General features: G+C 62.5%; 27 protein-coding genes and 1 other RNA gene. 19 read left to right on the plus strand and 9 right to left on the minus strand.

The window, feature by feature from the left end; translation table 11 throughout:
- The first annotated feature begins 330 nt into the window (after positions 1–330).
- From MesoLj_RS06880 to MesoLj_RS06925, 10 genes are all read left to right on the plus strand, one after another.
- The gene (locus tag MesoLj_RS06880; protein ID WP_140776556.1) at positions 331–1,233 is read left to right on the plus strand and encodes a branched-chain amino acid ABC transporter permease; all 903 of its coding nucleotides are present in this window, start codon (positions 331–333) and stop codon (positions 1,231–1,233) included.
- 4 nt (positions 1,234–1,237) lie between these two features.
- The gene (gene livM, locus MesoLj_RS06885) at positions 1,238–2,833 is read left to right on the plus strand and encodes a high-affinity branched-chain amino acid ABC transporter permease LivM (protein ID WP_140776554.1); all 1,596 of its coding nucleotides are present in this window, start codon (positions 1,238–1,240) and stop codon (positions 2,831–2,833) included.
- Positions 2,833–4,377: an ATP-binding cassette domain-containing protein gene (locus tag MesoLj_RS06890; protein WP_244735309.1), complete on the plus strand. Its 1,545-nt coding sequence runs from the start codon at positions 2,833–2,835 to the stop codon at positions 4,375–4,377. The genes livM and MesoLj_RS06890 overlap by 1 nt, the downstream gene beginning before the upstream one ends.
- Positions 4,377–5,105, plus strand: coding sequence for an ABC transporter ATP-binding protein (locus tag MesoLj_RS06895; protein WP_140776550.1), 729 nt, complete (start codon positions 4,377–4,379; stop codon positions 5,103–5,105). Before MesoLj_RS06890 ends, MesoLj_RS06895 begins: the two co-directional genes overlap by 1 nt.
- Positions 5,106–5,122: 17 nt before the next feature.
- Positions 5,123–5,470, plus strand: coding sequence for a DUF6867 family protein (locus MesoLj_RS06900; RefSeq protein WP_115140877.1), 348 nt, complete (start codon positions 5,123–5,125; stop codon positions 5,468–5,470).
- Positions 5,471–5,607: 137 nt separating this feature from the next.
- Positions 5,608–6,723, plus strand: a complete 1,116-nt coding sequence (locus tag MesoLj_RS06905) for a branched-chain amino acid ABC transporter substrate-binding protein (RefSeq protein WP_140776546.1) — start codon at positions 5,608–5,610, stop codon at positions 6,721–6,723.
- Between the two features lie 281 nt (positions 6,724–7,004).
- Positions 7,005–10,463: a pyruvate carboxylase gene (gene pyc / locus MesoLj_RS06910; RefSeq protein ID WP_202325529.1), complete on the plus strand. Its 3,459-nt coding sequence runs from the start codon at positions 7,005–7,007 to the stop codon at positions 10,461–10,463.
- 153 nt (positions 10,464–10,616) lie between these two features.
- Entirely contained in the window at positions 10,617–10,877 is a 261-nt protein-coding gene (locus MesoLj_RS06915; protein ID WP_027053014.1) for a DUF2312 domain-containing protein, read from the plus strand.
- 146 nt (positions 10,878–11,023) lie between these two features.
- The gene (locus MesoLj_RS06920; protein WP_202325530.1) at positions 11,024–11,464 is read left to right on the plus strand and encodes a hypothetical protein; all 441 of its coding nucleotides are present in this window, start codon (positions 11,024–11,026) and stop codon (positions 11,462–11,464) included.
- 6 nt (positions 11,465–11,470) lie between these two features.
- The gene (locus MesoLj_RS06925; protein WP_202325531.1) at positions 11,471–11,779 is read left to right on the plus strand and encodes a hypothetical protein; all 309 of its coding nucleotides are present in this window, start codon (positions 11,471–11,473) and stop codon (positions 11,777–11,779) included.
- 73 nt (positions 11,780–11,852) lie between these two features.
- Here MesoLj_RS06925 and msrB read toward each other — a convergent pair whose 3' ends face one another.
- From msrB to MesoLj_RS06945, 4 genes are all read right to left on the minus strand, one after another.
- On the minus strand, positions 11,853–12,257 hold the full coding sequence (gene msrB, locus MesoLj_RS06930; protein WP_202325532.1) for a peptide-methionine (R)-S-oxide reductase MsrB: 405 nt from the start codon (positions 12,255–12,257) through the stop codon (positions 11,853–11,855).
- A 102-nt stretch (positions 12,258–12,359) separates the two neighbouring features.
- A complete protein-coding gene (locus MesoLj_RS06935) occupies positions 12,360–13,550 on the minus strand; it encodes a vWA domain-containing protein (protein ID WP_202325533.1) in 1,191 nt (396 codons plus the stop codon).
- A 7-nt stretch (positions 13,551–13,557) separates the two neighbouring features.
- Positions 13,558–14,004 carry a GNAT family N-acetyltransferase gene (locus MesoLj_RS06940; RefSeq protein ID WP_202325534.1) on the minus strand — a complete coding sequence of 149 codons (447 nt, stop codon included), beginning with the start codon at positions 14,002–14,004 and terminating at the stop codon, positions 13,558–13,560.
- Between the two features lie 91 nt (positions 14,005–14,095).
- A complete protein-coding gene (locus MesoLj_RS06945) occupies positions 14,096–14,935 on the minus strand; it encodes an AAA family ATPase (protein WP_202325535.1) in 840 nt (279 codons plus the stop codon).
- 145 nt (positions 14,936–15,080) lie between these two features.
- Between MesoLj_RS06945 and ssrS the strand changes: the two genes are divergently transcribed.
- The 4 genes from ssrS to MesoLj_RS06965 all read left to right on the plus strand — a co-directional run bounded on the left by ssrS (position 15,081) and on the right by MesoLj_RS06965 (position 17,652).
- Positions 15,081–15,236: non-coding RNA, 6S RNA (gene ssrS, locus MesoLj_RS06950), on the plus strand.
- A gap of 95 nt (positions 15,237–15,331) precedes the next feature.
- Entirely contained in the window at positions 15,332–15,919 is a 588-nt protein-coding gene (locus MesoLj_RS06955; protein ID WP_140776529.1) for a 5-formyltetrahydrofolate cyclo-ligase, read from the plus strand.
- 70 nt (positions 15,920–15,989) lie between these two features.
- On the plus strand, positions 15,990–16,814 hold the full coding sequence (locus tag MesoLj_RS06960) for a TIGR00282 family metallophosphoesterase (RefSeq protein ID WP_056575335.1): 825 nt from the start codon (positions 15,990–15,992) through the stop codon (positions 16,812–16,814).
- Positions 16,815–16,884: 70 nt separating this feature from the next.
- Entirely contained in the window at positions 16,885–17,652 is a 768-nt protein-coding gene (locus MesoLj_RS06965; RefSeq protein WP_140776527.1) for a TerC family protein, read from the plus strand.
- Between the two features lie 25 nt (positions 17,653–17,677).
- On the opposite strand, the gene MesoLj_RS06970 is transcribed toward MesoLj_RS06965, so the two are convergent.
- Together MesoLj_RS06970 and MesoLj_RS06975 are read right to left on the minus strand one after the other, a co-directional pair.
- A complete protein-coding gene (locus tag MesoLj_RS06970; RefSeq protein ID WP_202325536.1) occupies positions 17,678–18,040 on the minus strand; it encodes a hypothetical protein in 363 nt (120 codons plus the stop codon).
- A gap of 15 nt (positions 18,041–18,055) precedes the next feature.
- Positions 18,056–18,538, minus strand: coding sequence for an SRPBCC domain-containing protein (locus MesoLj_RS06975; RefSeq protein ID WP_202325537.1), 483 nt, complete (start codon positions 18,536–18,538; stop codon positions 18,056–18,058).
- A 51-nt stretch (positions 18,539–18,589) separates the two neighbouring features.
- Between MesoLj_RS06975 and MesoLj_RS06980 the strand changes: the two genes are divergently transcribed.
- From MesoLj_RS06980 to MesoLj_RS06995, 4 genes are all read left to right on the plus strand, one after another.
- A complete protein-coding gene (locus MesoLj_RS06980; RefSeq protein WP_202325538.1) occupies positions 18,590–18,913 on the plus strand; it encodes an ArsR/SmtB family transcription factor in 324 nt (107 codons plus the stop codon).
- Positions 18,914–19,117: 204 nt separating this feature from the next.
- Positions 19,118–19,867 carry a YebC/PmpR family DNA-binding transcriptional regulator gene (locus MesoLj_RS06985; RefSeq protein ID WP_056575355.1) on the plus strand — a complete coding sequence of 250 codons (750 nt, stop codon included), beginning with the start codon at positions 19,118–19,120 and terminating at the stop codon, positions 19,865–19,867.
- Between the two features lie 82 nt (positions 19,868–19,949).
- Entirely contained in the window at positions 19,950–20,753 is an 804-nt protein-coding gene (locus tag MesoLj_RS06990) for an RDD family protein (protein WP_202325539.1), read from the plus strand.
- Positions 20,750–21,070 carry a SelT/SelW/SelH family protein gene (locus MesoLj_RS06995; protein ID WP_202325540.1) on the plus strand — a complete coding sequence of 107 codons (321 nt, stop codon included), beginning with the start codon at positions 20,750–20,752 and terminating at the stop codon, positions 21,068–21,070. Before MesoLj_RS06990 ends, MesoLj_RS06995 begins: the two co-directional genes overlap by 4 nt.
- Before the next feature lie 34 nt (positions 21,071–21,104).
- Here MesoLj_RS06995 and MesoLj_RS07000 read toward each other — a convergent pair whose 3' ends face one another.
- Both MesoLj_RS07000 and MesoLj_RS07005 read right to left on the minus strand, forming a co-directional pair.
- A complete protein-coding gene (locus MesoLj_RS07000; RefSeq protein WP_202325541.1) occupies positions 21,105–21,581 on the minus strand; it encodes an anthrone oxygenase family protein in 477 nt (158 codons plus the stop codon).
- Position 21,582: 1 nt separating this feature from the next.
- Complete coding sequence (locus MesoLj_RS07005; protein ID WP_202325542.1) at positions 21,583–22,410, minus strand: NAD(P)H-binding protein; 828 nt, start codon at positions 22,408–22,410, stop codon at positions 21,583–21,585.
- A gap of 125 nt (positions 22,411–22,535) precedes the next feature.
- Here MesoLj_RS07005 and MesoLj_RS07010 point away from each other — a divergent pair, with 125 nt between their 5' ends.
- The gene (locus tag MesoLj_RS07010) at positions 22,536–23,165 is read left to right on the plus strand and encodes a TetR/AcrR family transcriptional regulator (protein WP_202325543.1); all 630 of its coding nucleotides are present in this window, start codon (positions 22,536–22,538) and stop codon (positions 23,163–23,165) included.
- 201 nt (positions 23,166–23,366) lie between these two features.
- Here the strand turns inward: MesoLj_RS07010 and rpmE are convergent, their stop codons facing one another.
- Positions 23,367–23,588, minus strand: coding sequence for a 50S ribosomal protein L31 (gene rpmE / locus MesoLj_RS07015; RefSeq protein ID WP_010912060.1), 222 nt, complete (start codon positions 23,586–23,588; stop codon positions 23,367–23,369).
- Positions 23,589–23,666: the final 78 nt, after the last annotated feature.

Here is a 23,666-nt window from a genome sequence, read left to right on the forward strand (position 1 = left end):
ATCCTGCCCTTGCGGAAAGGTATGCGGCAAAAGAATGAACCCTGCCGGGAACGCAACGATTCGTCCCATCACCTAATTTTGACGGCAGTTTCTTCGAAACGGAGCGCATTATACGTCTGAATCATCAAGGACATTGCGTTATGCCAATGATAGGGTCCGCGATAGTCCAGGGTCGGGTGCAAAGAATGGGCGGTCGGAACGACGTGAATCGGAAACACGCGGGGCGATCAAAAAAATCACGTTGCAATCCGGGCTCGAAACTTTACGACTAGGGGAAATACGAAAAGGGATGCGTCTGCATGGGCGACATTCCAGGGGAGCCATGTACACATGCAGTACTTTGTCCAGCAGCTTATCAACGGGCTGACGCTGGGATCGATCTATGGGCTGATCGCGATCGGCTACACGATGGTCTACGGCATCATTGGCATGATCAACTTCGCCCATGGCGACATTTTCATGGTGGGCGCCTTTACGGCGCTGATCGTCTTCCTCATCCTCGGCGCGCTGTTTTATTCGGTGCCCGTGGTCATCGCGCTGCTGGTCATGATGATCGTGGCGATGCTGCTCACCAGCCTTTATAACTGGACGATCGAGAAGGTGGCCTACAGGCCGCTGCGCGGTTCGTTCCGGCTGGCGCCGCTGATCACAGCCATCGGCATGTCGATCGCGCTGTCGAACTTCGTCCAGGTCACGCAAGGCCCGCGCAACAAGCCGATCCCGCCGATGGTCAGCCAAGTCTACAACATCAACGGCGTCAGCGTGTCGCTCAAGCAGATCATCATCGTCGTCGTCACGGCGCTGCTTCTGGCGCTGTTCTGGTACCTGGTCAACAGGACCTCGCTTGGCCGCGCCCAGCGCGCCTGCGAGCAGGACCGCAAGATGGCCGCGCTGCTCGGCATCGATGTCGACCGGACAATCTCGATCACCTTCATCATGGGCGCGGCCCTTGCCGCCGTCGCCGGCACGCTGTTCCTGATGTATTACGGCGTCATCGCCTTCTCCGACGGCTTCGTCCCGGGGGTGAAGGCGTTCACCGCGGCGGTGCTTGGCGGCATCGGCTCGCTTCCCGGTGCCGTGCTCGGCGGGTTGCTGATCGGCTTCATCGAGAGCATGTGGTCGGCCTATTTCTCGATCGACTACAAGGACGTGGCGGCGTTCTCGATCCTGGCCATCGTGCTGATCTTCCTGCCTTCCGGCATATTGGGCCGGCCAGAAGTCGAAAAGGTCTGAGACCATGGCCGTGACCGTTTCTCCCGACCGCGACACCGTCGCCAACCCCTTTTCGCGCGCATTGCGCGAGGCCTTCTATGCCGGCGCCATCGCGCTTGGCCTCTTCGTGCTGTTCATCGGGCTCAGAACCGACCAGAACATGTCCAACGAACTGGTCGTCGTGCAGCGCTGGGGCCTGCTCGCCGCCGTGGTCATCGCGACCGCGGTCGGACGCTTCCTCTACGTCGCCTACGGCCAACCCTTCATGGCCAACCAGAAGGTCGCCAACGTAGCCACCGGCCTTTTGCCGGCCAGTGTGGCGTCGCGTTTCTTCACGCTGCCGGCCTTCATCGGGGCCATTGTCGCGGCGGTGCTGTTGTTCGTGTTCAACAGCTCGCTCGCCGGATGGGTGGGAGCGGAACCGGCCGGCTACCTGCAATTCCTGCGCGCCCTGGCGGTCATCTATGCGCTGGCCTGCGTGATCTACTATTTCCGTGGCTTCATCCATGCCAACTTCACCAAGCTCGGCATTGCCGCGCTGGTGCTCTATCCGATTCTTGTCGTCGTCGTGCTGTCGCTCATGTCGTGGTCTGTCGCCACCGGGCTGCAGGGCTCGCTGAAATGGGTCGACAATTTCGGCATCCAGATCCTGATCTATGTGATGCTGGCCTGGGGACTGAACATCGTCGTCGGCCTCGCCGGTCTGCTCGACCTCGGCTATGTCGCCTTCTACGCGGTCGGCGCCTATGCCTACGCGCTTCTCGCCACCCATTTCGGCCTGTCGTTCTGGATCCTGCTGCCGGCGGCGGGCGCCATGGCGGCGCTGTGGGGGGTGCTGCTCGGCTTCCCCGTGCTGCGCCTGCGCGGCGACTACCTGGCGATCGTAACGCTGGCCTTCGGTGAGATCATCCGCCTGGTGCTGATCAACTGGCGCGACGTGACCAACGGCTCGGCCGGCATCTCCGGCATTCCGAAAGTCACCTTCTTCGGCCTGATGACCTTCAACGTTTCGGACCCCAACTACATCGCCAAGGTTCTGCACCTCGCGACCTCGAGCGCCTACTACAAGATCTTCCTCTACTACCTGATCCTGGGGCTGGCGCTGCTCACCGCCTTCGTCACGATCCGGCTGCGGCGCATGCCAGTCGGCCGTGCATGGGAAGCGCTTCGCGAGGACGAGATCGCCTGCCGCTCGCTCGGCATCAACACGACGACGACCAAGCTGACGGCGTTTGCCACCGGCGCCATGTTCGGCGGGTTCGCCGGCTCGTTCTTCGCCGCGCGGCAGGGTTTCGTCAGCCCCGAATCCTTCGTCTTCCTGGAATCGGCCATCATCCTGGCCATCGTCGTGCTCGGCGGCATGGGGTCGCTGGTCGGCATCGCGGTCGCCGCGATGGTGATGATCGGGGGCACCGAGGCGCTGCGCGAACTCGACTTCCTCAAGCAGGTCTTCGGGCCTGATTTCACCCCGGAACTCTACCGCATGCTTCTGTTCGGCATGGCCATGGTCATCGTCATGCTGTGGAAGCCGCGCGGTTTCGTCGGCAGTCGTGAACCAACCGCCTTCCTCAAGGAGCGAAGAGCTGTCTCAAGCTCCTTCACCAAGGAGGGCCACGGCTGATGAATGCGACCACGCAAATGAAAGAATCCATCCTGCAGGTCGATCATCTGTCGATGAAGTTCGGCGGCCTGGTCGCCATCGGCGACCTGTCCTTCACCGCCAGGCGCGGCGAGATCACGGCGCTGATCGGCCCCAACGGCGCCGGCAAGACCACCGTGTTCAACTGCATCACCGGGTTCTACAAGCCGTCGGAAGGCATGATCACTCTCAACCGTGCCGACGGTTCGAGCTATCTGCTCGAACGGTTGCCCAACCATGAGATCCCGGCGCGCGCCAAGGTGGCGCGTACCTTCCAGAACATCCGCCTGTTCTCGGGCATGACGCTGCTGGAGAACCTTTTGGTAGCCCAGCACAACAAGCTGATGAAGGCATCGGGCTATACGATCCTGGGCCTGTTCGGCTTCAGCGGCTACCGCAAGGCCTCGGCTGAATCGGTCGACCTGGCCAGGCATTGGCTCGAGAAGGCCGATCTCGTCGACCGGGCCGACGATCCGGCCGGCGACCTGCCCTATGGCGCGCAGCGGCGTCTCGAGATCGCGCGTGCCATGTGCACCGGGCCCGAGCTTCTGTGCCTCGATGAGCCGGCGGCCGGCCTCAATCCGAAGGAATCGGCTGCACTCAACGAACTCTTGATGGACATCAAGCATACGACCGGCACCTCGATCCTCCTGATCGAGCACGACATGTCGGTGGTCATGCAGATTTCCGACCACGTCGTGGTGCTGGAATACGGCCGCAAGATCTCCGACGGCAATCCGCAGTCGGTGCGCACCGATCCGCGCGTCATCGCCGCCTATCTCGGCGTCGACGACGAGGAGGTCGAGACCGTGCTGACCGAGGTCGGCGACGAGGACGTCATCGAACAGCTCGACATCGGGCCGGATGCCGCGCATGGCCCGGGGACATCGTCGTCCTACCTGGCAGGACCGGTGACCGACACCGTCGGACACAGCGATGGCGAGCGCGTTACCGTGTCGAAGGGCGCCTCGAAAGCGGCGCAGGTCGATGCCCGCGCGGCCACCGTGGCGAGCAAACCCGTCGGGACACCATCAAGGCCGGCCGCGAAGGTTGGAGCGGCGAAGGCCGCACCGAAGAAAACCGCCACCAAGGCGCCCGCGGCAAAGGCCGAAGGCATTTCGAACCGCCTCGCCGCCCCTCGTGGCGGCAAGGCGGACAATCTGACCCGCATCAAGGGCATCGGCACGGTCAACGAGAAGAAGCTCAACGAACACGGCATCTTCCACTTCGACCAGATCGGCGCCTGGAAGAAGGCCGATGTCGAGGCGGCCGAAGCCTATCTCGCCTTCGACGGGCGGATCGCGCGCGAGGAGTGGGTCAAGCAGGCCAAGCTGCTCGGTCAGGGCAAGGATACGGAATTCTCGCGCCGTGTCGACGCGGGCAAGGTGGCGACCAGCCATGCTTCGGCAAAGAGTGCCAGTGCGGCATCGAAGACCGCAAATGCGGCTTCGGGGAAGACCGCAAGTGCGGCTTCGGGGAAGGCTGCGGCCAAACCTGTGTCGAGCAAGCGTGGAGGGGGCAAATAATGGCCGGGACAAGGCTGCTCGATATCAAGGGCGTTGAGACCTACTACGGCAACATCCGGGCGCTGAACGGCGTCGATGTCTCCGTCAACGAGGGCGAGATCGTGGCGCTGATCGGCGCCAACGGCGCCGGCAAGTCGACGCTGATGATGACCATCTTCGGGGCTCCGCGCGCCCGCACGGGCACCATCACCTTCGCCGGCACCGACATCACCCAATTGCCGACGCACGAAATCGCGCGCATGCGCATAGCGCAATCACCCGAAGGCCGGCGCATCTTCCCGCGCATGACGGTGATGGAAAACCTGCAGATGGGCGCCAGCCTCGACAACCTCAAGCACTATGACGAGGACGTCGAGAAGGTGTTCACGCTGTTCCCGCGGCTGAAGGAGCGCATCGCCCAGCGCGGCGGCACGCTGTCGGGCGGCGAGCAGCAAATGCTGTCGATCGGACGCGCGCTGATGGCGCGGCCGAAACTGCTTCTGCTCGACGAGCCGTCGCTGGGGCTGGCGCCGCTGATCGTCAAGCAGATCTTCGATGCCATCCGCGAATTGAACCGCACGCAAGGGCTGACCGTGTTCCTGGTCGAGCAGAACGCCTTCGGCGCGCTGAAGCTCGCCACGCGCGGCTATGTCATGGTCAACGGCAATGTGACGATGAGCGGCACCGGCAAGGAACTGCTCGCCAATCCGGAAGTGCGCGCCGCCTATCTCGAAGGCGGACATCACTGAGTTCAGGAGTCCTCACCATGCAAGGCATTCTCTACGAAGAACCGTCAATCTGGCAGTTCTTCTTCGTCACCTGCCTGCTCGGCGGCTGGGCAGCCTGGATGACCGGCAAGGCCAGCGCCCAGACATGGCGCAGCTTCATCCAGTTGTTCGCCTATCTGCTCGGGCTCGGCATCGGCATCCGCTTCATCCACCATGCGCTGTTCAACGGCACGATGTTCTCGCTGCATTACTATATCGTCGACACCATCGTACTGATGATACTGGGCTTCGTCGGCTATCAATACACACGAACCAACCAGATGGTCACACAGTATAATTGGCTCTACGAAAGAGCTTCAATCTTGAGCTGGAAACCCAAAGGTTGAGGCTCATCATTAACGCCGCGTCAGGGATGAATCGGCGTGACAAGTGCCTGAAAATCGGCAAACTATGCTTTCTGCGATAAGGGTGGGCATCGCATGAAAGCTTCATCCACGCCCACTCCGTTAATGGGAGCGTTTAAATGAAAAAGTCACTTTTGTCCGCCGTGGCCCTGACCGCGCTCGTCGCGTTCGGCGGCAACGCGTGGGCTGATGTAATGTTCGGCGTCGCCGGCCCGATCACCGGCCCGAACGCGGCGTTCGGCGCACAGCTGCAGAAGGGCGCCGAGGCGGCCGTCGCCGAGATCAATGCCAAGGGCGGCATCAACGGCGAGCAGATCAAGCTCGAAGTCGGCGACGACGTCTCCGATCCGAAGCAGGGCATCTCGGTCGCCAACAAGTTCGTCGGCGACGGCGTCAAGTTCGTGGTCGGCCACTTCAACTCGGGCGTGTCGATCCCGGCTTCGGAAGTCTACGCTGAAAACAACATCGTCGAAGTCACGCCGGCCGCGACCAATCCGAAGTTCACCGAGCGTGGCCTGTGGAACGTGTTCCGTACCTGCGGACGCGACGACCAGCAGGGCGGCATCGCCGGCGCCTATATCGCCGCGAATTTCAAGGATGCCAAGGTCGCCGTCGTGCACGACAAGACGCCTTATGGCCAGGGCCTCGCCGATGAAACCAAGAAGGCGATGAATGCCGCCGGCGTCACGGAAGTGATGTATGAAGGCGTCAATGTCGGCGACAAGGATTTCTCGGCGCTGATCGCCAAGATGAAGGAAGCCGGCGTCACCCTGATCTACTGGGGCGGCCTGCATACCGAAGCCGGCCTGATCATCCGCCAGTCGGCGGACCAGGGCCTCAAGGCAACGCTTATGTCGGGTGACGGCATCGTCACCGACGAACTTGCCGCGATCGCGGGCGACGCTGTCGCCGGCACGCTCAACACGTTCGGTCCCGACCCGCGCCTGATCCCTGCCAACAAGGAACTCGTCGAGAAGTTCCGCGCGCAGGGCTTCGAGCCCGAGGCCTACACGCTCTACGCCTATGCCGCCGTGCAGGCGATTGCCGAGGCGGCCACCAACGCCAAGTCGAACGACCCGCAGGCTGTTGCCAAGGCACTGCATGAAAACGGACCGTACCCGACCGTTCTGGGCGATCTTGCCTATGACGCCAAGGGCGACCCGAAGCTGCCGGGCTACATCATGTACGAGTGGAAGAAGAAGGACGACGGAAAGTATTCCTGGTTCCCGAAATAAGCTGCTCCAGCAGTCTGATATCCATGTTGCCCGGCGCGTTGCGCCGGGCATTTTCTTTGGCGCTCCGCGGCGGCCGATGACCTTCTTCCTGGCCGGGCAAGAGCGCATCCAGGATTGGAATTGTCGCCCTTGTTCCGCCGGTTCGGGCCAAGGCGTGCGAGTGTTGGCCGGATAATTGATTTAAATCGGTTTAAAGCAGCATTGATTTTGTTTGCACTGCAGCATTTTCACGCTAATCATTGCACCGATTTCCCGTCCCTTCCGCTGCTGGAGCCCAGTCCTTGGCAATCACGAAGATCCTCGTCGCCAACCGGTCAGAAATAGCCATCCGCGTCTTTCGCGCGGCCAACGAACTGGGCCTCAAAACCGTGGCGATCTGGGCCGAGGAAGACAAATATTCGCTGCACCGCTTCAAGGCCGACGAAAGCTACCAGGTCGGGCGCGGCCCGCATCTCAACAAGGACATGGGGCCGATCGAGAGTTATCTGTCGATCGAGGAAGTGATCCGCGTCGCCAGGCTTTCAGGCGCCGATGCCATCCATCCGGGCTACGGGCTGCTGTCCGAAAGCCCCGAATTCGCCGAAGCCTGCGCGCAAGCCGGCATCACCTTCATCGGCCCGAAGCCGGACACGATGCGCCGCCTTGGCAACAAGGTCGCGGCGCGCAACCTCGCCATCGAGGTCGGCGTGCCGGTGATCCCAGCCACGGACCCGTTGCCGGACGATATGGAGGCGGTCAAGACACTGGCCAAGGAGATCGGCTATCCGGTGATGCTGAAGGCCTCGTGGGGCGGCGGCGGACGCGGCATGCGCGCCATCCGGTCCGAGGCCGATCTCGCCCGAGAAGTCACGGAAGGCAAGCGCGAGGCCAAGGCCGCCTTCGGCAAGGACGAGGTCTATCTCGAAAAGCTGATCGAGCGCGCCCGCCATGTCGAGGTGCAGGTGCTTGGCGATACGCACGGCAATGTCGTGCACCTGTTCGAGCGCGACTGCTCGATCCAGCGCCGCAACCAGAAGGTCGTCGAACGTGCGCCCGCTCCCTATCTCGAAATGTCGCAGCGCGAGGAGCTTTGCGGCCATGCGCTGAAGATAGCGCGCGAAACCAGTTATATCGGTGCCGGCACGGTCGAGTTCCTGCAGGATGCCGATACCGGAAAATTCTATTTCATCGAGGTCAATCCGCGCATCCAGGTCGAGCACACCGTCACCGAGCAGGTGACCGGCATCGACATCGTCAAGGCGCAGATCCACATCCTCGACGGCTTCGCCATCGGCACGCCGCAGTCGGGCGTGCCGGCGCAGAGGGACATCAGGCTGAATGGCCATGCCTTGCAGTGCCGCATCACCACCGAGGATCCCGAGCACAATTTCATTCCGGACTATGGCCGCATCACCGCCTATCGCGGCGCCACCGGCTTCGGCATCCGCCTCGATGGCGGCACCGCCTATTCAGGCGCGGTCATCACCCGCTTCTACGATCCGCTGCTGGAAAAGGTGACGGCGTGGGCGCCAACACCGGCCGAGACGATTGCCCGCATGAACCGCGCGCTGCGCGAGTTCCGCATCCGCGGCGTCGCCACCAACCTCACCTTCCTCGAAGCGATCATCAACCACCCCAGCTTCGCGGACAATTCCTATACGACCAAGTTCATCGACACGACGCCGGAGCTGTTCCAGCAGGTCAAGCGCCAGGACCGCGCGACCAAGCTGCTCAACTACCTGGCCGATGTCAGCGTCAATGGCCATCCCGAGACGCGCGGCCGGCCGATGCCGAAGGCCGATGCGGCCGCACCGGTCGTGCCCTACCTCAACGGCAATGTGCCCGGCGGCAGCAAGCAGAAGCTCGACGTGCTCGGGCCGGAGAAATTCGCCGCCTGGATGCGCGAACAGAAAGAGGTTCTGGTCACCGACACGACGATGCGTGACGGCCACCAGTCGCTGCTGGCCACGCGCGTGCGTACACACGACATCGCCGGCATCGCCGGCACCTATGCACGCGCCCTGCCGCAGCTTCTGTCGCTCGAATGCTGGGGCGGTGCGACCTTCGACGTCGCCATGCGCTTTCTCACCGAGGATCCGTGGGAGCGGCTCTCGCTGGTGCGCGAGGCGGCCCCCAATTTGTTGCTGCAGATGCTGCTGCGCGGCGCCAACGGCGTCGGCTACACCAACTATCCCGACAATGTCGTGCAGCATTTCGTCAAGCAGGCGGCGAGCGGCGGTATCGATCTGTTCCGCGTCTTCGATTGCCTGAACTGGGTCGAGAACATGCGCGTCGCCATGGACGCCGTCGGCGCCGAGGGCAAGCTGATCGAAGCGGCGATGTGCTACACCGGCGATATTCTCGACCCGGCGCGGGCCAAGTACGATCTGAAATATTATGTCGGGCTGGCGAGCGAACTGCAGGCCGCCGGCGCCCACATCATCGCCGTCAAGGACATGGCCGGGCTGCTGAAGCCGGCGGCGGCGCGCGTGCTGTTCAAGGCGCTGCGCGAGGCGACCGACCTGCCGATCCATTTCCACACCCATGACACGTCGGGCCTGTCGGCGGCGACCGTGCTGGCGGCGGTGGAGAGCGGCGTCGACGCCATCGACGCGGCGATGGATGCTTTCTCCGGCAACACATCGCAGCCTTGCCTGGGGTCGATCGTCGAGGCGCTGAAGGGCACCGAACGTGACCCGGGCCTCGACCCGCAATGGATCCGCAAGATCTCGTTCTATTGGGAAGCGGTGCGCAACCAGTACGCCGCTTTCGAAAGCGACCTGAAAGGGCCGGCTTCGGAAGTCTACCTGCACGAAATGCCGGGCGGACAGTTCACCAACCTCAAGGAACAGGCGCGTTCGCTCGGGCTGGAGACGCGCTGGCACGAGGTGGCGCAGACCTATCATGACGTCAACCTGATGTTCGGCGACCTCGTCAAGGTGACGCCGTCGTCCAAGGTCGTCGGCGACATGGCGCTGATGATGGTGAGCCAGGACCTGACTGTCGCCGATGTCGAGAATCCGGCCAGGGACATCGCCTTCCCGGACTCGGTCGTCTCGATGCTGCGCGGCGATCTCGGCCAGTCGCCGGGCGGCTGGCCGGCGGCGCTGCAGAAGAAGGCGCTGAAGGGCGACAAGCCGATCACGGCGCGGCCTGGATCGCTGCTCAAGCCGGCCGACCTCAAGGCCAACCGCAAGGAAATCGAGGAGAAGCTCGAGCGCAAACTCTCGGAATACGAGTTCGCCTCGTGGCTGATGTATCCGAAGGTGTTCACCGACTTTGCCAGTGCGCAAGAGACCTACGGCCCGGTCAGCGTCCTGCCGACGCCGACCTATTTCTACGGCATGAAGTCCGAAGACGAGATCTTCATCGACATCGAGAAAGGCAAGACGCTGGTCGTGCGTTGCCTCGCCATCGGCGATGTCGACGAGAAGGGCATGGTCACCGTGTTCTTCGAACTCAACGGCCAGCCGCGTCGCGTGAAGGTGCCTGACCGGGCGCATGGTGCTTCCGCCGCCAAGGCCCGCCGCAAGGCCGAGCCAGGCAACGAGGCGCATGTCGGCGCGCCGATGCCGGGCGTGGTCTCCGCCCTTTCCGTCACGACCGGCCAGGCGGTGAAGGCGGGTGACGTGCTGCTCTCTATCGAAGCCATGAAGATGGAGACGGCTCTGCATGCAGAGCGCGACGGTACCGTCGCCGAGGTGCTGGTCAAGGCCGGCGACCAGATCGATGCCAAGGATCTGCTGATCGCCTTCAACTGAAAGCGCGGGCAGGCTGTCGGCTTCTGTCGGCAGCCCTTGACGAGCTGTTCGATAACGGCTTGACCCGCCGCGCCCGGTCGGGCATCGAACCGCTGAAATTCGCTGCCGGCAACTTTGCGAGTCGCGGCGCAGAAACAATCCTTGGAGAAGAACATGGCCGACGATATCACCGAGACCAGCCAGACTGTTGCCGCCGGCCAGCTGCGTGCCCTCATCGAGCGCATCGAGCGGCTCGAGGAAGAAAAGAAGACGATCGCCGACGACATCAAGGAAGTGTTCGCCGAGGCCAAGGGCACCGGCTTCGACACCAAGGCGATACGCACCATCATCCGTCTGCGCAAGAAGGACCAGGCCGAGCGCCAGGAAGAGGATGCCATCCTCGATCTGTACATGGCCGCGCTCGGCATGGAGTAGGACCAGAGCGTTCTTCGTTTCACGCAAACGGCGAACTGCCCTATCTCTTTGTTGACGCAATTCCCAGGGGAAAGCGTTTCACACCTTTCCTGGAATTGCTTTGACCGCCCGGAGCCGATGCGGTTGCGGGAGATACGGTTTGAACCATGAGCGAATTCGATTTCGGCAGCCGTCGCGCTTCGGAATTCCGCCATCGCGGCTTCTGGACGCTGTTCGCTGAGCGGCATCCGGAAGAAAGAGCCCGGCTGGCACGGCGCGGACCCTGGTTCTGGCAGCGCGGGTTGCCTGATTTCGCCCTGGTCATCTCCATGTATGTCGCGCCGGCGCAGAACCATGTCGGCGTCTTCTTCGGCCGCAACGAGAAGTTCGGCGCGACGCAAAGCTGGTCGCGCCTGAAGCCGTTCCAGCCAGAGATAGAGGACCGGCTCAAGCTCCGGCCGGAACAAAGCTGCGAGGGCCTCGGCATCAATTCGATGTGGCGAGTCAATTGCTTTGCCGAGGATAACTGGCCGGCGATGACCGACTGGCTGGTGACCGAATGCTCGCGTGTCGAGCGCGCGGTCACAGAAGTGCTCGGGCAGGGGTAGGCGCCGGTGTCCCGGGAAGGCGTCAGGTCCTTCTTCCGCTCGCGTTGGCTTGGCTTGGCGCCGATCGATCGGCTGTTCTGGCGCGACATGCTGCTGGTCGGGACGGGGATCAGCATCGCATCGTCCGTGGCAGCGCTGATCCTGCTTGGGCTGAAGATGCCGCTCGGCCTCGTGCTGGCGGTGCATTTCGCACCGGTGCCCTACAACATCTTTCTCACCATCGCGGTCTGGCGGACGGCCGAGACATCAGGCGCCAAGGCATTGTTGATGATGCTGGGCTCGGCGCTCTGGCTGATCGCGTCAGTTGTTGTCTGAGGCGAGATTCAGTTGAGCGCTCACGAAAAAGGGCGGCTGAAGCCGCCCTTTGCCGAAAGCTGCAGGATATCGTTCAGGCCGCCGGCGCGAATGTCAGCGCCACGCCGTTGATGCAGTAGCGCAGGCCGGTCGGCGGCGGGCCGTCCTCGAAGACATGGCCGAGATGGCTGCCGCAGCGAGCACAGTGGCATTCAGTACGGACCATGCCGTAGCTGCGGTCGATGGTGTTCTCGACCGAACCCGGCACCGGATCGTTGAAGCTCGGCCAGCCGGTGCCGCTCTCGAACTTCAGCTTGGATTCGAACAGCGGCTGGTCGCAGCCGACGCAGGAAAAGGTGCCGGCGCGCTTCTCATAGAGCAGGGCGCAGCTTCCCGGCCGCTCGGTGCCGTGGCCGCGCATGACCGCATACTGCTCCGGCGTCAGCCGGGCACGCCATTCGGCATCGGTGCGGGTGACGGGGTAGGTGTGGGTGTCCATTTGATCTCCTCAGCCTTGGCGGCTCGTTATTGGTTGCAACTCATATTCGCATGAACATAGGCATTTGTTACAGGTTCGCCCAGCGGCGGACCTTCGACAAGATCAATGTTTCCGAGAAAGCTGCTTCGTGGCGGCTTCAAGCCCGGCCAGCGTCAGCGGGAACATGCGGCCGCCGAAGATGTCGCGGATCATCGCGATCGAATGGGTATAGCCCCAGTTCTTCTGGTTTTCCGGATTGAGCCATACCGCGTTCGGCCATTGCTGCAGCATGCGGCCGAGCCAGACGGCTCCGGCCTCCGGGTTCCAGTGCTCGACCGAACCGCCGGGGTGGGCGATTTCATAAGGGCTCATCGAGGCGTCGCCGACGACGATCACCTTGTAGTCCGGGCCGTATTTGTGGAGGAGGTCGAAGGTCGAAATCACCTCGGCATGGCGGCGCCGGTTGTCCTTCCACACGCCTTCGTAGAGGCAGTTGTGGAAATAGAAATATTCGAGCTGGCGGAATTCTGCTCGTGCCGCCGAAAACAGCTCCTCCACGCTCTTGACATGGTCGTCCATCGAGCCGCCGACATCGAAGAACATCAGCAGTTTCACGGCATTGCGCCGCTCGGGCCGCGTCTGCACGTCGAGATAGCCGTGCTCGGCGGTGGCGTGGATGGTGCCGGGCAGGTCGAATTCCTCCTCGGCGCCCTCGCGCACCCAGCGGCGTAGCCGCTTCAGCGCGATCTTGATGTTGCGGGTGCCGAGTTCGACGGCATCGTCGAAATTGCGGAACTCGCGCTTGTCCCACACCTTCACCGCGCGGCGGTTGCGGCTTTCGTGCTGGCCGATGCGCACGCCTTCGGGATTATAGCCATAGGCGCCGAAGGGTGAGGTGCCGCCGGTGCCGATCCATTTCGAGCCGCCCTGGTGGCGGCCCTTCTGCTCCTCGAGCCGTTGCTTCAAGGTCTCCATCAGTTTTTCGAAGCCGCCGAGCGCCTCGACCAGCTTTTTCTCTTCCTCCGTCAGGTGCTTTTCGGCGAGACGGCGCAGCCATTCCTCGGGGATGTTGGCGACATCAACCGCATCCGGTCCGCCCAGCGCCTCGATGCCCTTGAAGACATGGGCGAACACCTGGTCGAAGCGGTCGATATGGCGCTCGTCCTTCACCAAGGCGGCGCGGGCAAGGTAATAAAAACCCTCGACGTCATAGTCGACCAGCCCGGCCTCCAATCCTTCCAGCAGCGACAGATATTCCCGCAGCGAGACGGGAACACGCGCTGCCTTCAGTTCGAGGAAGAAGGGGATGAACATCTTCTATCTATAGCAGATCGTACTCGATGAAGCCGGTGCGACGCGCGACATGGTCGTAGAGCTTGCGCGCGGTGGTGTTGGTTTCGTGCGTCATCCAGTAGACATTCTTGACGCCGATTTTTTCCGCCGCGTCCTTCACTGCCTTGATAAGCGCCGCGCCGATGCCCTTGCCGCGCACGTCCGGGTCGGCGAACAGGTCCTGCAGATAGCAGTTGTTTTTCTCCGACCAGCCTGAGCGGTGGTAGAGATAGTGGGTGAGGCCGACGGCCTTGCCGTCAAGGGTGGCGATAAAGCCTTTCGGCTCGAACTCGCCTTCCGTGAACAGCCGTTTCCAGGTGACGGCGTAGACCTCTTCCGGCAGCTTGGTTTCGTAGAAGGTGAGGTAGTCGGTCCACAGGCGCTTCCAGTCGGCGTGGTCGGACTGCGCGAGCGGGCGGACGATAATCTCAGACATTTCATTCCTCCGAAGGGTTCGGGCCGAAGCTGCCTTCCTGTCCGGCCGGCAGCAACGGTCCACAGAAGGGGAAAGCGCTATTGCTGCCTGCCTATTGCTGCCTTCTGGCCATGAAGGCCAGCCGCTCGAACAGATGGACGTCCTGTTCGTTCTTCAGCAGTGCGCCGTGCAGTTTCGGCAGCGCGTTCTTGGGGTCGGCGCGCAGATCCTCGGGCGCGATGTCGTCGGCGACCAGCAGGCGGATCCAGTCGAGCGCCTCGGAGGTCGAAGGCTTTTTCTTCAGGCCCGGTACATCACGGATCTCGTAGAACTGGGTGAGGGCCGCCCGCACCAGGTTCTGCTTGATGCCGGGATAGTGGACGTCGACAATTCTGTGCAGCGTGTCGACGTCGGGAAAGCGGATGTAGTGGAAGAAGCAGCGGCGCAGGAAAGCGTCGGGCAGCTCCTTCTCGTTGTTGGAGGTGATGATGACGATGGGGCGCACGGCGGCGCGTATGGTCTCGCCGGTCTCGTAGACGAAGAACTCCATGCGATCGAGTTCCTGCAGGAGGTCGTTGGGGAATTCGATGTCGGCCTTGTCGATCTCGTCGATCAAAAGCACGACCTTCTTGCCAGCCGCGAACGCTTCCCACAGCTTGCCGCGCTTGATGTAGTTGTTGATGTCGTTGAACCTGGCATCGCCGAGCTGGCTGTCGCGCAGCCGCGACACGGCGTCATATTCGTAAAGGCCTTGCTGCGCCCGCGTCGTCGATTTGACGTGCCATTCGATGAGCTCGAGGCCGAGGGCCGCCGCCACCTGGCGCGCAAGCTCGGTCTTGCCGGTGCCGGGCTCGCCCTTGACCAGCAGGGGCCGTTCCAGCGCGATCGCCGCGTTGACGGCCACCATCAGGTCCTTGTCGGCGACATAGGCCGCCGTGCCTTCGAAACGCATTTTTGCTCCTTCATTCATTCCGGGCGACCGTAAGGAGGCGGCCCGGCCGGCGCAAGAGTGGGGCGGCGATGCGACGTCGCGAGCCCGGCACGGAAAGAATGGCAACTCTCTGGCGCTCGGGGGACCATCGGCCTATATTGGGGGAGACGGTCTGCGCTTCCCGGCAGGAGAACATTTTCCCCGGGGCCTTAACGATCCTTAGGGAGCTGTCCCTGGGAAGACCCGTGGGTTTTCTCACACGGCGCCCACCTACTTTGTAGGTTCCCGGGATCGCTCTCTCCACCGGTCGCGTGGATCGTCACCTCTTGCATGCGCCCATGCATTCCGGTGGATGGTGCGGTAGAAAACGTCGCTCCTAAAACGCCATCCCTACCCGGCCTTTTCTATCGTCCGCGCATGACATCTCTCAAAGACCTGAAAAAACAGCTGCGGCGCGAAGCGCTTGGACGCCGTGATGCACTCGATGAATTCTGGCGGGTCGAGGCCGCGCTCGAAATGGCCGAGACGGCGCGCGATCATCTCGCTATCGAGCCCGGCCAGATCGTATCCGGCTTCTGGCCGATGCGTTCGGAAGTCGACGTCAGGCCGTTGATGTTCGCCCTGCGCGAAAAGGGCGCGAGACTTTGCCTGCCGGCCATTCTCGACAAGACCACGATCGTCTTTCGCGAGCTGGTTCGCGGGGCGCCGATGGTGGACATGGGCTTCGGCACGGTTGGGCCCCATGAAGAGGCCGAGGTGCTTGATCCCGAGGTAATGCTGGTGCCGCTCGCCGCGTTCGATGCGCGCGGTCACCGCATCGGCTATGGCGCCGGCTATTACGACCGCGCCATCGCGAAGCTCGTCGACAAGGGGCATGCGCCCCGGCTGATCGGCATCGCCTTCGACTGCCAGGAAGTTCCGCAGGTTCCGGATGAACCCCACGACGTCGTCATCCCGGAAATACTCACAGAGAACGGGTTGCGCCGCTTCACGCCGAAATTGTAGATAATGGAGGCATGATCTTTTCGCTGGAGTCATGCAGCTTTTGCTTCGCTGACTTTCGGTGCGGGATCATATGAGACTTCTCTTCCTCGGAGACATGGTTGGAAAGACGGGACGCACGGCGGTGTGGGAACAACTGCCTGGCCTGATCTCGGATTTCAAACTCGACTTCGTCATCGTCAATGGCGAGAACGCCGCCGGCGGTTTCGGCATCACCGAGGAGATCTTTCGCGAGACGATCGCGGCGGGCGCCGATGTCGTGACCACGGGCAACCATGTCTGGGACCAGCGCGACGCGCTCGCCTTCGCGCCGCGCGAGGAGCGCTTCCTTCGCCCCTCCAATTTTCCCAGGGGCACGCCCGGGCGCGGATCCGGCGTTTATATCGCCAGGAGCGGTGCCAGGGTCCTGGTCGCCAACATCATGGGCCGGGTGTTCATGCATCCGGAGCTCGACGATCCGTTCCAGGCTGGTGAGCGCGAGCTTGCCGCCTGTCCGCTCGGCGAGCAGGCCGATGCGGTGGTCATCGACTTCCACGCCGAAGCGACCTCGGAGAAGATGTGCTTCGCGCATTTCGTCGACGGCCGCGCCAGCCTCGTCGTCGGCACCCATACCCACCAGCCGACCGGCGATCATCAGATCCTCAACGGGGGCACGGGTTACATTTCCGACGCCGGCATGTGCGGCGATTATGATTCCTCGCTCGGCATGGACAAGGAGGAGCCGCTCAACCGGTTCCTGTCGAAAGTGCCGAAAGGCCGCTTCGAGGCTGCGACTGGACCTGCAACATTGTGCGGTGTTGGCGTGACTATTTCCGACCGCACGGGCCTGACCGAAAAGATCGCGCCGTTTCGTCGCGGGCCGAGACTTGAAGAAACGGCTCCGTCTTTCTGGTCGTGACATTGATATAGAGGTTTGTAGTACCTAACTGCCGGCGACACTGCTCTAGATCGTAGAGGGGACGACCTCCATGCAGCTCATTGAGTTCCTGGCGCCGCATTTTCACTTTGTATCCGACCCAACGGCCTGGGTCGCGTTGCTGACGCTGGTGGTGCTGGAGATCGTGCTCGGCATCGACAATCTGATCTTCATCTCGATCCTGACCAACAAGCTGCCGGAGGCGCAACGGGCCCGCGCCCGCCGGCTCGGCATCTCGGCGGCACTGGTCATGCGGCTGGTGCTGCTTGCCACCATTTCGGTCATCGTCCAGCTGACGACGCCGGTGTTCACGGCATTCGACCATGGCTTCTCCTGGCGCGACCTGATCCTGATTGCGGGCGGCCTGTTCCTGGTGTGGAAGGCGACGAAGGAAATCCATCATACCGTCGATCCGGACGACCATCAGGACACGATGCTGGGCGAGACGCTCAAGATCTCGCTGGCTGGCGCGATCTTCCAGATCCTGCTGCTCGACCTGGTCTTCTCGATCGATTCCATCATCACCGCCGTCGGCATGACCGACGAGATCGCCATCATGTACATTGCGGTGATCGTGGCCGTCACCGTGATGATGCTGGCGGCGGGGCCGCTGGCCAACTTCATCGCCAGGAACCCCAGCATCGTCATGCTGGCACTGGGCTTCCTGTTGATGATCGGCATGACGCTGATCGCCGACGGCATGGGCTACCATGTGCCGAAGGGCTACATCTACGCGGCGATGGGGTTCTCAGCGTTGGTCGAGGGGCTCAACATGCTGGCACGGCGGCGCAGGAAAGCGAAATCCGGCGACGGGCATTGAGGCTGGTCCGCCGTGGGCTTTGCGCTTACCAGGCGTCGGGTTCGCGAACCATGTGAACGATGTTGGCAGGATTGGTGATCCAGCCGCCACGAAAGCCCTCGCCCAGGGGCTCGATGGCATCGCACCGCACGACACCGGCCTCGGCGAGCTGGGCGGCGGCGACTGAAAAGTCATTGGTGAACAGTTCCAGCCAGACCTCGGCCTGACTCGACATTGGCGCTTCATCGATCCACAGCCGGTTCGGACCGAGCTCGAAGCCGATGGCCGGTGCCTTGGCGGTAAACGGCTTCAGGCCGATGACGTCGCGGTAGAAGGCGATTGTTGCCTGGTACTGGTGCGGCGGCACCTTCATGGCGATGTTGATGCCTCCGCTGATTTTTGCAGTCATTGCTGGCTCCGTTGCTCAAACATTGGTCTCGTTGGCTGGTTCGCCCTTCATCTCGCTGCGGTAGTAGCCGTCACGCAGATTGATGCCGTATTCGACATAGGCCTTCATGCAGGCCAGCATTTGCGACCAGCCCTCGCAGTTGAGGTAGGATTTCTTCAAGCCGACCGCGCCTTCCTGCCAGCCGCTCTCGGCAATGGTGACGAAGGTGCCGCCATCGTCCAGCGGTTCGAAATTCATCTCGATGCGGGTCTTGTAGGCCGGCTTGCCGTCGGCATCGGTGGCGTCCCAGCGCAGCACGATGCGGCTGTCCCTGACCACCTCGTCGACCTCGACCGGCACCTTGCCCCACCAGACGACGCCAATGCCGGTTTCCAGCGGCGCGCTGGCGCCGCCGATGGTGGTGAAATAGCCGCTCAGCTTCTTCGGATTGACGACAGCGTCGAAGACTTCGGCGACCGGCCTGCCAATGCGTCCTGAAACCCGGAATCCAAGGGACATATCCACAGCTCCTTGCTTGATCGGCTCAAGGATATGTTATATAAAAATAACATGTCAAGCCGATCGCAAGATGACAATGTTTTCAAGGCGCTGGCGCATCCGCGCCGGCGCGAAATGCTGGATCAGCTGAAGGACGAGCCGAAGACCACCGGCATGCTGTGCGATGTGTTCCCCGACATCGACCGCTGCACCGTCATGCTGCATCTCAAGGTGCTGGAGGAGGCCGGGCTGATCGTTGCGCGCCGTGACGGACGCGAACGCTGGAACCATCTCAATTCCCTGCCGATCAAGCAGATCCATGATCGCTGGATCAGCCAGTATGCCGGCCATGCGCTCAGCATCATCGACCGGCTGAAGTCCGATCTGGAGGCATAAGGCGTTGCAGGGGATCGCCGCAACACGGCGCGCTGGACGAATTGAGCCGATTTATCTATAAGCCGGCCATTCCGACAGAGAACGCCGTGCTTCCGTGGGTTGCACCTGGGACGCTCTGAAATTTTGAATTCGAGCATTTCTGCGCAGGGCAAGGTGATCCACCTGGCTGCAGGATGCTCTAGCCGAGAAGACGACAGGGGTGCCATGGCTGGCCATTCACAGTTCAAGAACATCATGCACCGCAAGGGCCGCCAGGACGCGGTGCGGTCGAAAATGTTTTCCAAGCTGGCGCGCGAAATAACCGTTGCCGCCAAGAGCGGCACGCCCGATCCATCGATGAATCCACGCCTGCGGCTGGCGATCCAGAACGCCAAGGCCGTGTCGATGCCGAAGGACAATATCCAGCGCGCCATCAACAAGGCCTCGATGGGCGATGCCGAGAACTACGAGGCTGTGCGCTATGAAGGCTATGGCCCAGGTGGCGTCGCCGTCATCGTCGAGGCCTTGACCGACAACCGCAACCGCTCGGCGTCGAATGTGCGCGCCGCCTTTACCAAGGCCGGCGGCGCGATGGGCGAAACCGGCTCGGTATCCTTCATGTGGGACCGTGTCGGCGAGATCTACTATCCGGCATCGGCCGGCAGCGCCGACAAGGTCATGGAAGCGGCGATCGAAGCCGGCGCCGACGATGTCGAATCCGACGAGGAAGGCCACACGATCTATTGCGCCTTCGAGAATCTCGGCGAGGTGTCGAAGGCGCTGGAAACCGCGCTCGGCGAGGCTGAATCGGTGAAGCTGATCTGGCAGCCGCAGACCAATGTCCCGGTCGATGAGGAACGGGCACAGTCGCTGATGAAGCTGGTCGCCACGCTCGAGGACGACGACGACGTGCAAAGCGTCTACGCCAATTTCGAGGTCGACGACGAGACCTTGGCCAAGCTCAGCGCGGCGTGAGTTTCGAAATATTGTCGCCTTGCGCGATTGAAAACCCTGTTTGAATTGTCCAGCATCGCCCCGGTTTGACTGGGGGGAAGCGATGACAATTGGTGGAACCAGGGCCGAGATGCCTCGGGACAGCATTTTGGCGCGCCCTCGTGCCGGCTTTTGGCGGCGTTTTGGAGCGTTGTTATGTGATGCAGCCTTGGTGCTCATTCCGCTGCAAGTGGTCGTTGCCGTTCTATTTGGCGTGACCAACGGCCAGATCCAGGGAAGCTTTGGCTTCAAGACCACTGTTTGCAATTCACTTGATGTGCTTCCGGAGGGCCTCCAGCCGGCGCCGCCGGAAGGCTTTAATTCGATCGAGGATTGCCGGTCGTCCCTCCTCGGCCTTGTCACCGAGCGCAAGCTAGTCGTCGCGAAGACGACCGTAGAAGGCCATTCCAAGACCAGCTTCTTTCGGGAATACTGGCTTGATGCGGACGGCAGGCCGATCTATGGCGTCTTCGATGTAACCTGGATCGCCATCCTGGCACTGCTTGCGTACATGGCTTGCATGGAGTGGAAGACCGGAGGGACGTTTGGCAAGCGCGCGACAGGGATCAGGGTTGTCGACAGGGAGAATCCCGGCAGTATAGGCGTTCCCTTCGGTCGGGCCCTGTTGCGCCAGGTCGCCACCTATGGGGGCCTTGTTCCGATACTGATGCTCGGGGTTGGCACTGTCGTGCTGGTCAGAGACCCCGCTCAGCTCGAAGCACTGATGACTTCACGATCCTACTTGCTGCTGATGATCATTGCCGGTGTTGCGTGCGCGGCCTGGGCGATCTGGATCATGGTCTCACTTGCGAGAAGGCACGATCCCATCTACGACCGGCTGGCAAGAACGACCGTAGTGGTAAAATGACAGCGTTGCCCGCCATCCGCATCACCTATTGCACGCAGTGCCAGTGGCTGCTGCGCGCCGGCTGGATGGCGCAGGAGCTGCTCTCCACCTTCGGCACCGATCTCGGCGAGGTGACGCTGGTGCCCGGCACAGGCGGCGTCTTCACCGTCTCCTGCAACGACGTGCTGGTCTGGGACCGCAAGCGCGATGGCGGTTTTCCGGATGCGGCAAAGCTCAAGCAGCTGGTGCGCGACGTGATCGACCCGGATCGCGATCTCGGTCATTCCGATCGCAAGGGCCACACGTCGAAGGGACATGCGCAAAAAGACCCCGCCTGAGACGGGGTCCGAGTGTGTTTCGTAAGCGTCTCGTTCAGAGCAATGCGAAGATAAAGCAGGCCATCGCCACGATGGCGGTGATGGTGCGGATGTGGTTCCACATCACCCATTGGCTCAGATGGTTCGCCCACACGGCGGCGCCGTTGCTGCTGGCCGGGTCGACGGCGGCAAGCGCATCGTTGAGCGGCACGTTGAAGACCATGGTCACGATCGGGTTGCCGATCACGTAGATCACCGCGCCGGCGAATAGCCAGTACGAGCCGGACTGGGCCCAGCCCATGATGGCGGCGGCGATAAGCACCAGACAGAGCAGGCCGGTACCGAAAAGCGCCGTCATGAAAGTCGGCGTGATCACCGTGATGTTGATCGAATTCATCGCCGCGATGCCTTGCGGGACAGGCAGCCGGGCAAGTGCTGCCATGACGAAATTGGAAAAGGCGAAGAACACGCCGGCGACGAGGCCCGAGCCGATCGCGGCAATGATGGTGAGGGCGGGAAGAAGCTTGATCATCTCAGTTGCTCCAGACCAGGCTAGCGGCGGTTTCGGTTGCGTAGGCGGAAAAGTCTTTCGGCGCGCGGCCGAGCACGCGCTGGATACCGTCGGTGAGCGACTCGTTGCGGCCGTCGAGCACCTGGGTGAACAGTTCATCGAGCAGCCAGACGAATTCGGGTGGCAGTTCATGCGAGGCGACAGCGGTGGTGAACTCGTCATGCGAAATTCTGACAAAGCGGATGTCGCGTCCCGCCGCCTTGGCAATTTCGGCGACCGCGTCGGCGAAGCTCAAAAGCCGCGGCCCCGTGAGCTCATAGAGCTGGCCGATATGACCGGGCTTGGTCAGCACCGCTTCGGCGGCGTCGGCGATGTCGTCGACATCGACAAAGGGTTCGCCGACAGGTCCGACCGGCAGTGCCACCTCGCCTGCCAGCAGCGGCTCGACGAGAAAGCCTTCGCTGAAATTCTGCGAAAACCAGGCGCAGCGCAGGATCGTCCAGTCGGCCCCGGAAGCCTTCAGCATCTCTTCGGCGCGCTGGGCTTCCGTTTCGCCGCGGCCCGACAACAGCACCAGCCGGCGAACACCATGCTCCACGGCAAGGCGGGTGAAGGCACCGATCACTTCGGCGGCACCCGGCACGGCAATGTCGGGATAGTAGCTGATGTAGACCGCACTGACGCCCTCGAGTGCGGGAGTCCAGCTTGCCGGAGCTTCCCAGTCGAAGCGCGGCGTGCCGGAACGGGAGCCGATCCGTACCGGAATGCCGCGCGCCGTAAGCCGTTCAGCAAGACGGCGGCCGGTCTTGCCGGTGCCGCCGAGGATCAGGATTGGTTTGGTGTCGGTCATGGTGGTTTTCCTCCGTTTCAAAACATGAGTAATCCTCACATTTGCAAAACGTGATAAACCCTCGTATTTTGCGAGTCAAGCCATTTCCCCGGCGATTGTGCCGAATGCGTTATTGGAGACAGTCCATGGAAGGCACGCCGGCCAACGAGCAGATGGCTTCGCCACGGCGGGCGCCAAGCCAGCAGCGCAGCCGCGAGCGGGTGGAGCGCATGCTGGCCGCGGCCTCGGCGCTGATCACCGAGCAAGGCAGCGACGCCATGCGCATGGGCGAGGTGGCGGAGCGGGCAGGGGTGTCGATCGGCTCGCTCTACCAGTTCTTTCCCGACAAGCGGGCGATCATCTGGGCGCTGGCCGAGCGCTACACGGCCGAGAGCCAGGCCTGCATTTCAGCGGCACTCGCCAATGTCGGCGATGCCGAAGGCCTGCGGCGGGCTTTCTCGGACCTGGTCGATATCTATTACGGGCTGTTCCTGGCAGAGCCGGTGATGCGCGACATCTGGTCGGGCACGCAGGCCGACAAGGCGCTGCGCCAACTCGAACTCGCCGACAGCCGGGCCAATGCGGAGTTCCTCGTCGCGGTGCTGAAGCGCTTGCGTCCCGACGCCGACCCTGTCGCCCTGGAAACCACCGCGTTCCTCGTCTGGCAGATGGGCGAGGCGGCGGTGCGGCTGGCCATCTCGGTCGAGCGACAGGAGGGCGACAGGCTGGTCGCCGCCTACAAGCGCATGGCGCTGCGGGAGCTGCTGGCTGAGTAGGATGCTCTCTCACCCTCCCCCTCGTGGGGAGGGTCGCTGCGAAGCAGCGGGGTGGGGGCGGCGCAGACCCCCACCCGGACCTTCGGTCCGACCTCCCCACAAGGGGGAGGTGGGCCAAGCGTCAGCCCTAGGCGATCTACGTCGGTAGCAACAAAAAACCCGCCACAAGGGCGGGTTTTTGATCTGCAAGCCTTGTTTGGCTTAGAGGCCGAAACCTTCGAAGCGCTTCTTGAACTTCGACAGGCGGCCGCCGCGGTCGAGCAGGGTCTGCTGGCCGCCGGTCCAGGCCGGGTGGGTGGTCGGGTCGATATCGAGGTTCATCGTATCGCCTTCCTTGCCCCAGGTCGAACGGGTCGTGTACTCGGTGCCGTCGGTCATGACGACCTTGATGGTGTGGTAGTCGGGATGGATAGCGCTCTTCATGGCTCGGTTCCTGGCTTGCCGGCGCGGCTGACGGGCATGAGCCTGCGTCGATGCGCCTCTTTTTAAAACTCGAAGCCG

The organism is Mesorhizobium sp. 113-3-9 (assembly GCF_016756515.1).
Lineage (GTDB): Bacteria > Pseudomonadota > Alphaproteobacteria > Rhizobiales > Rhizobiaceae > Mesorhizobium.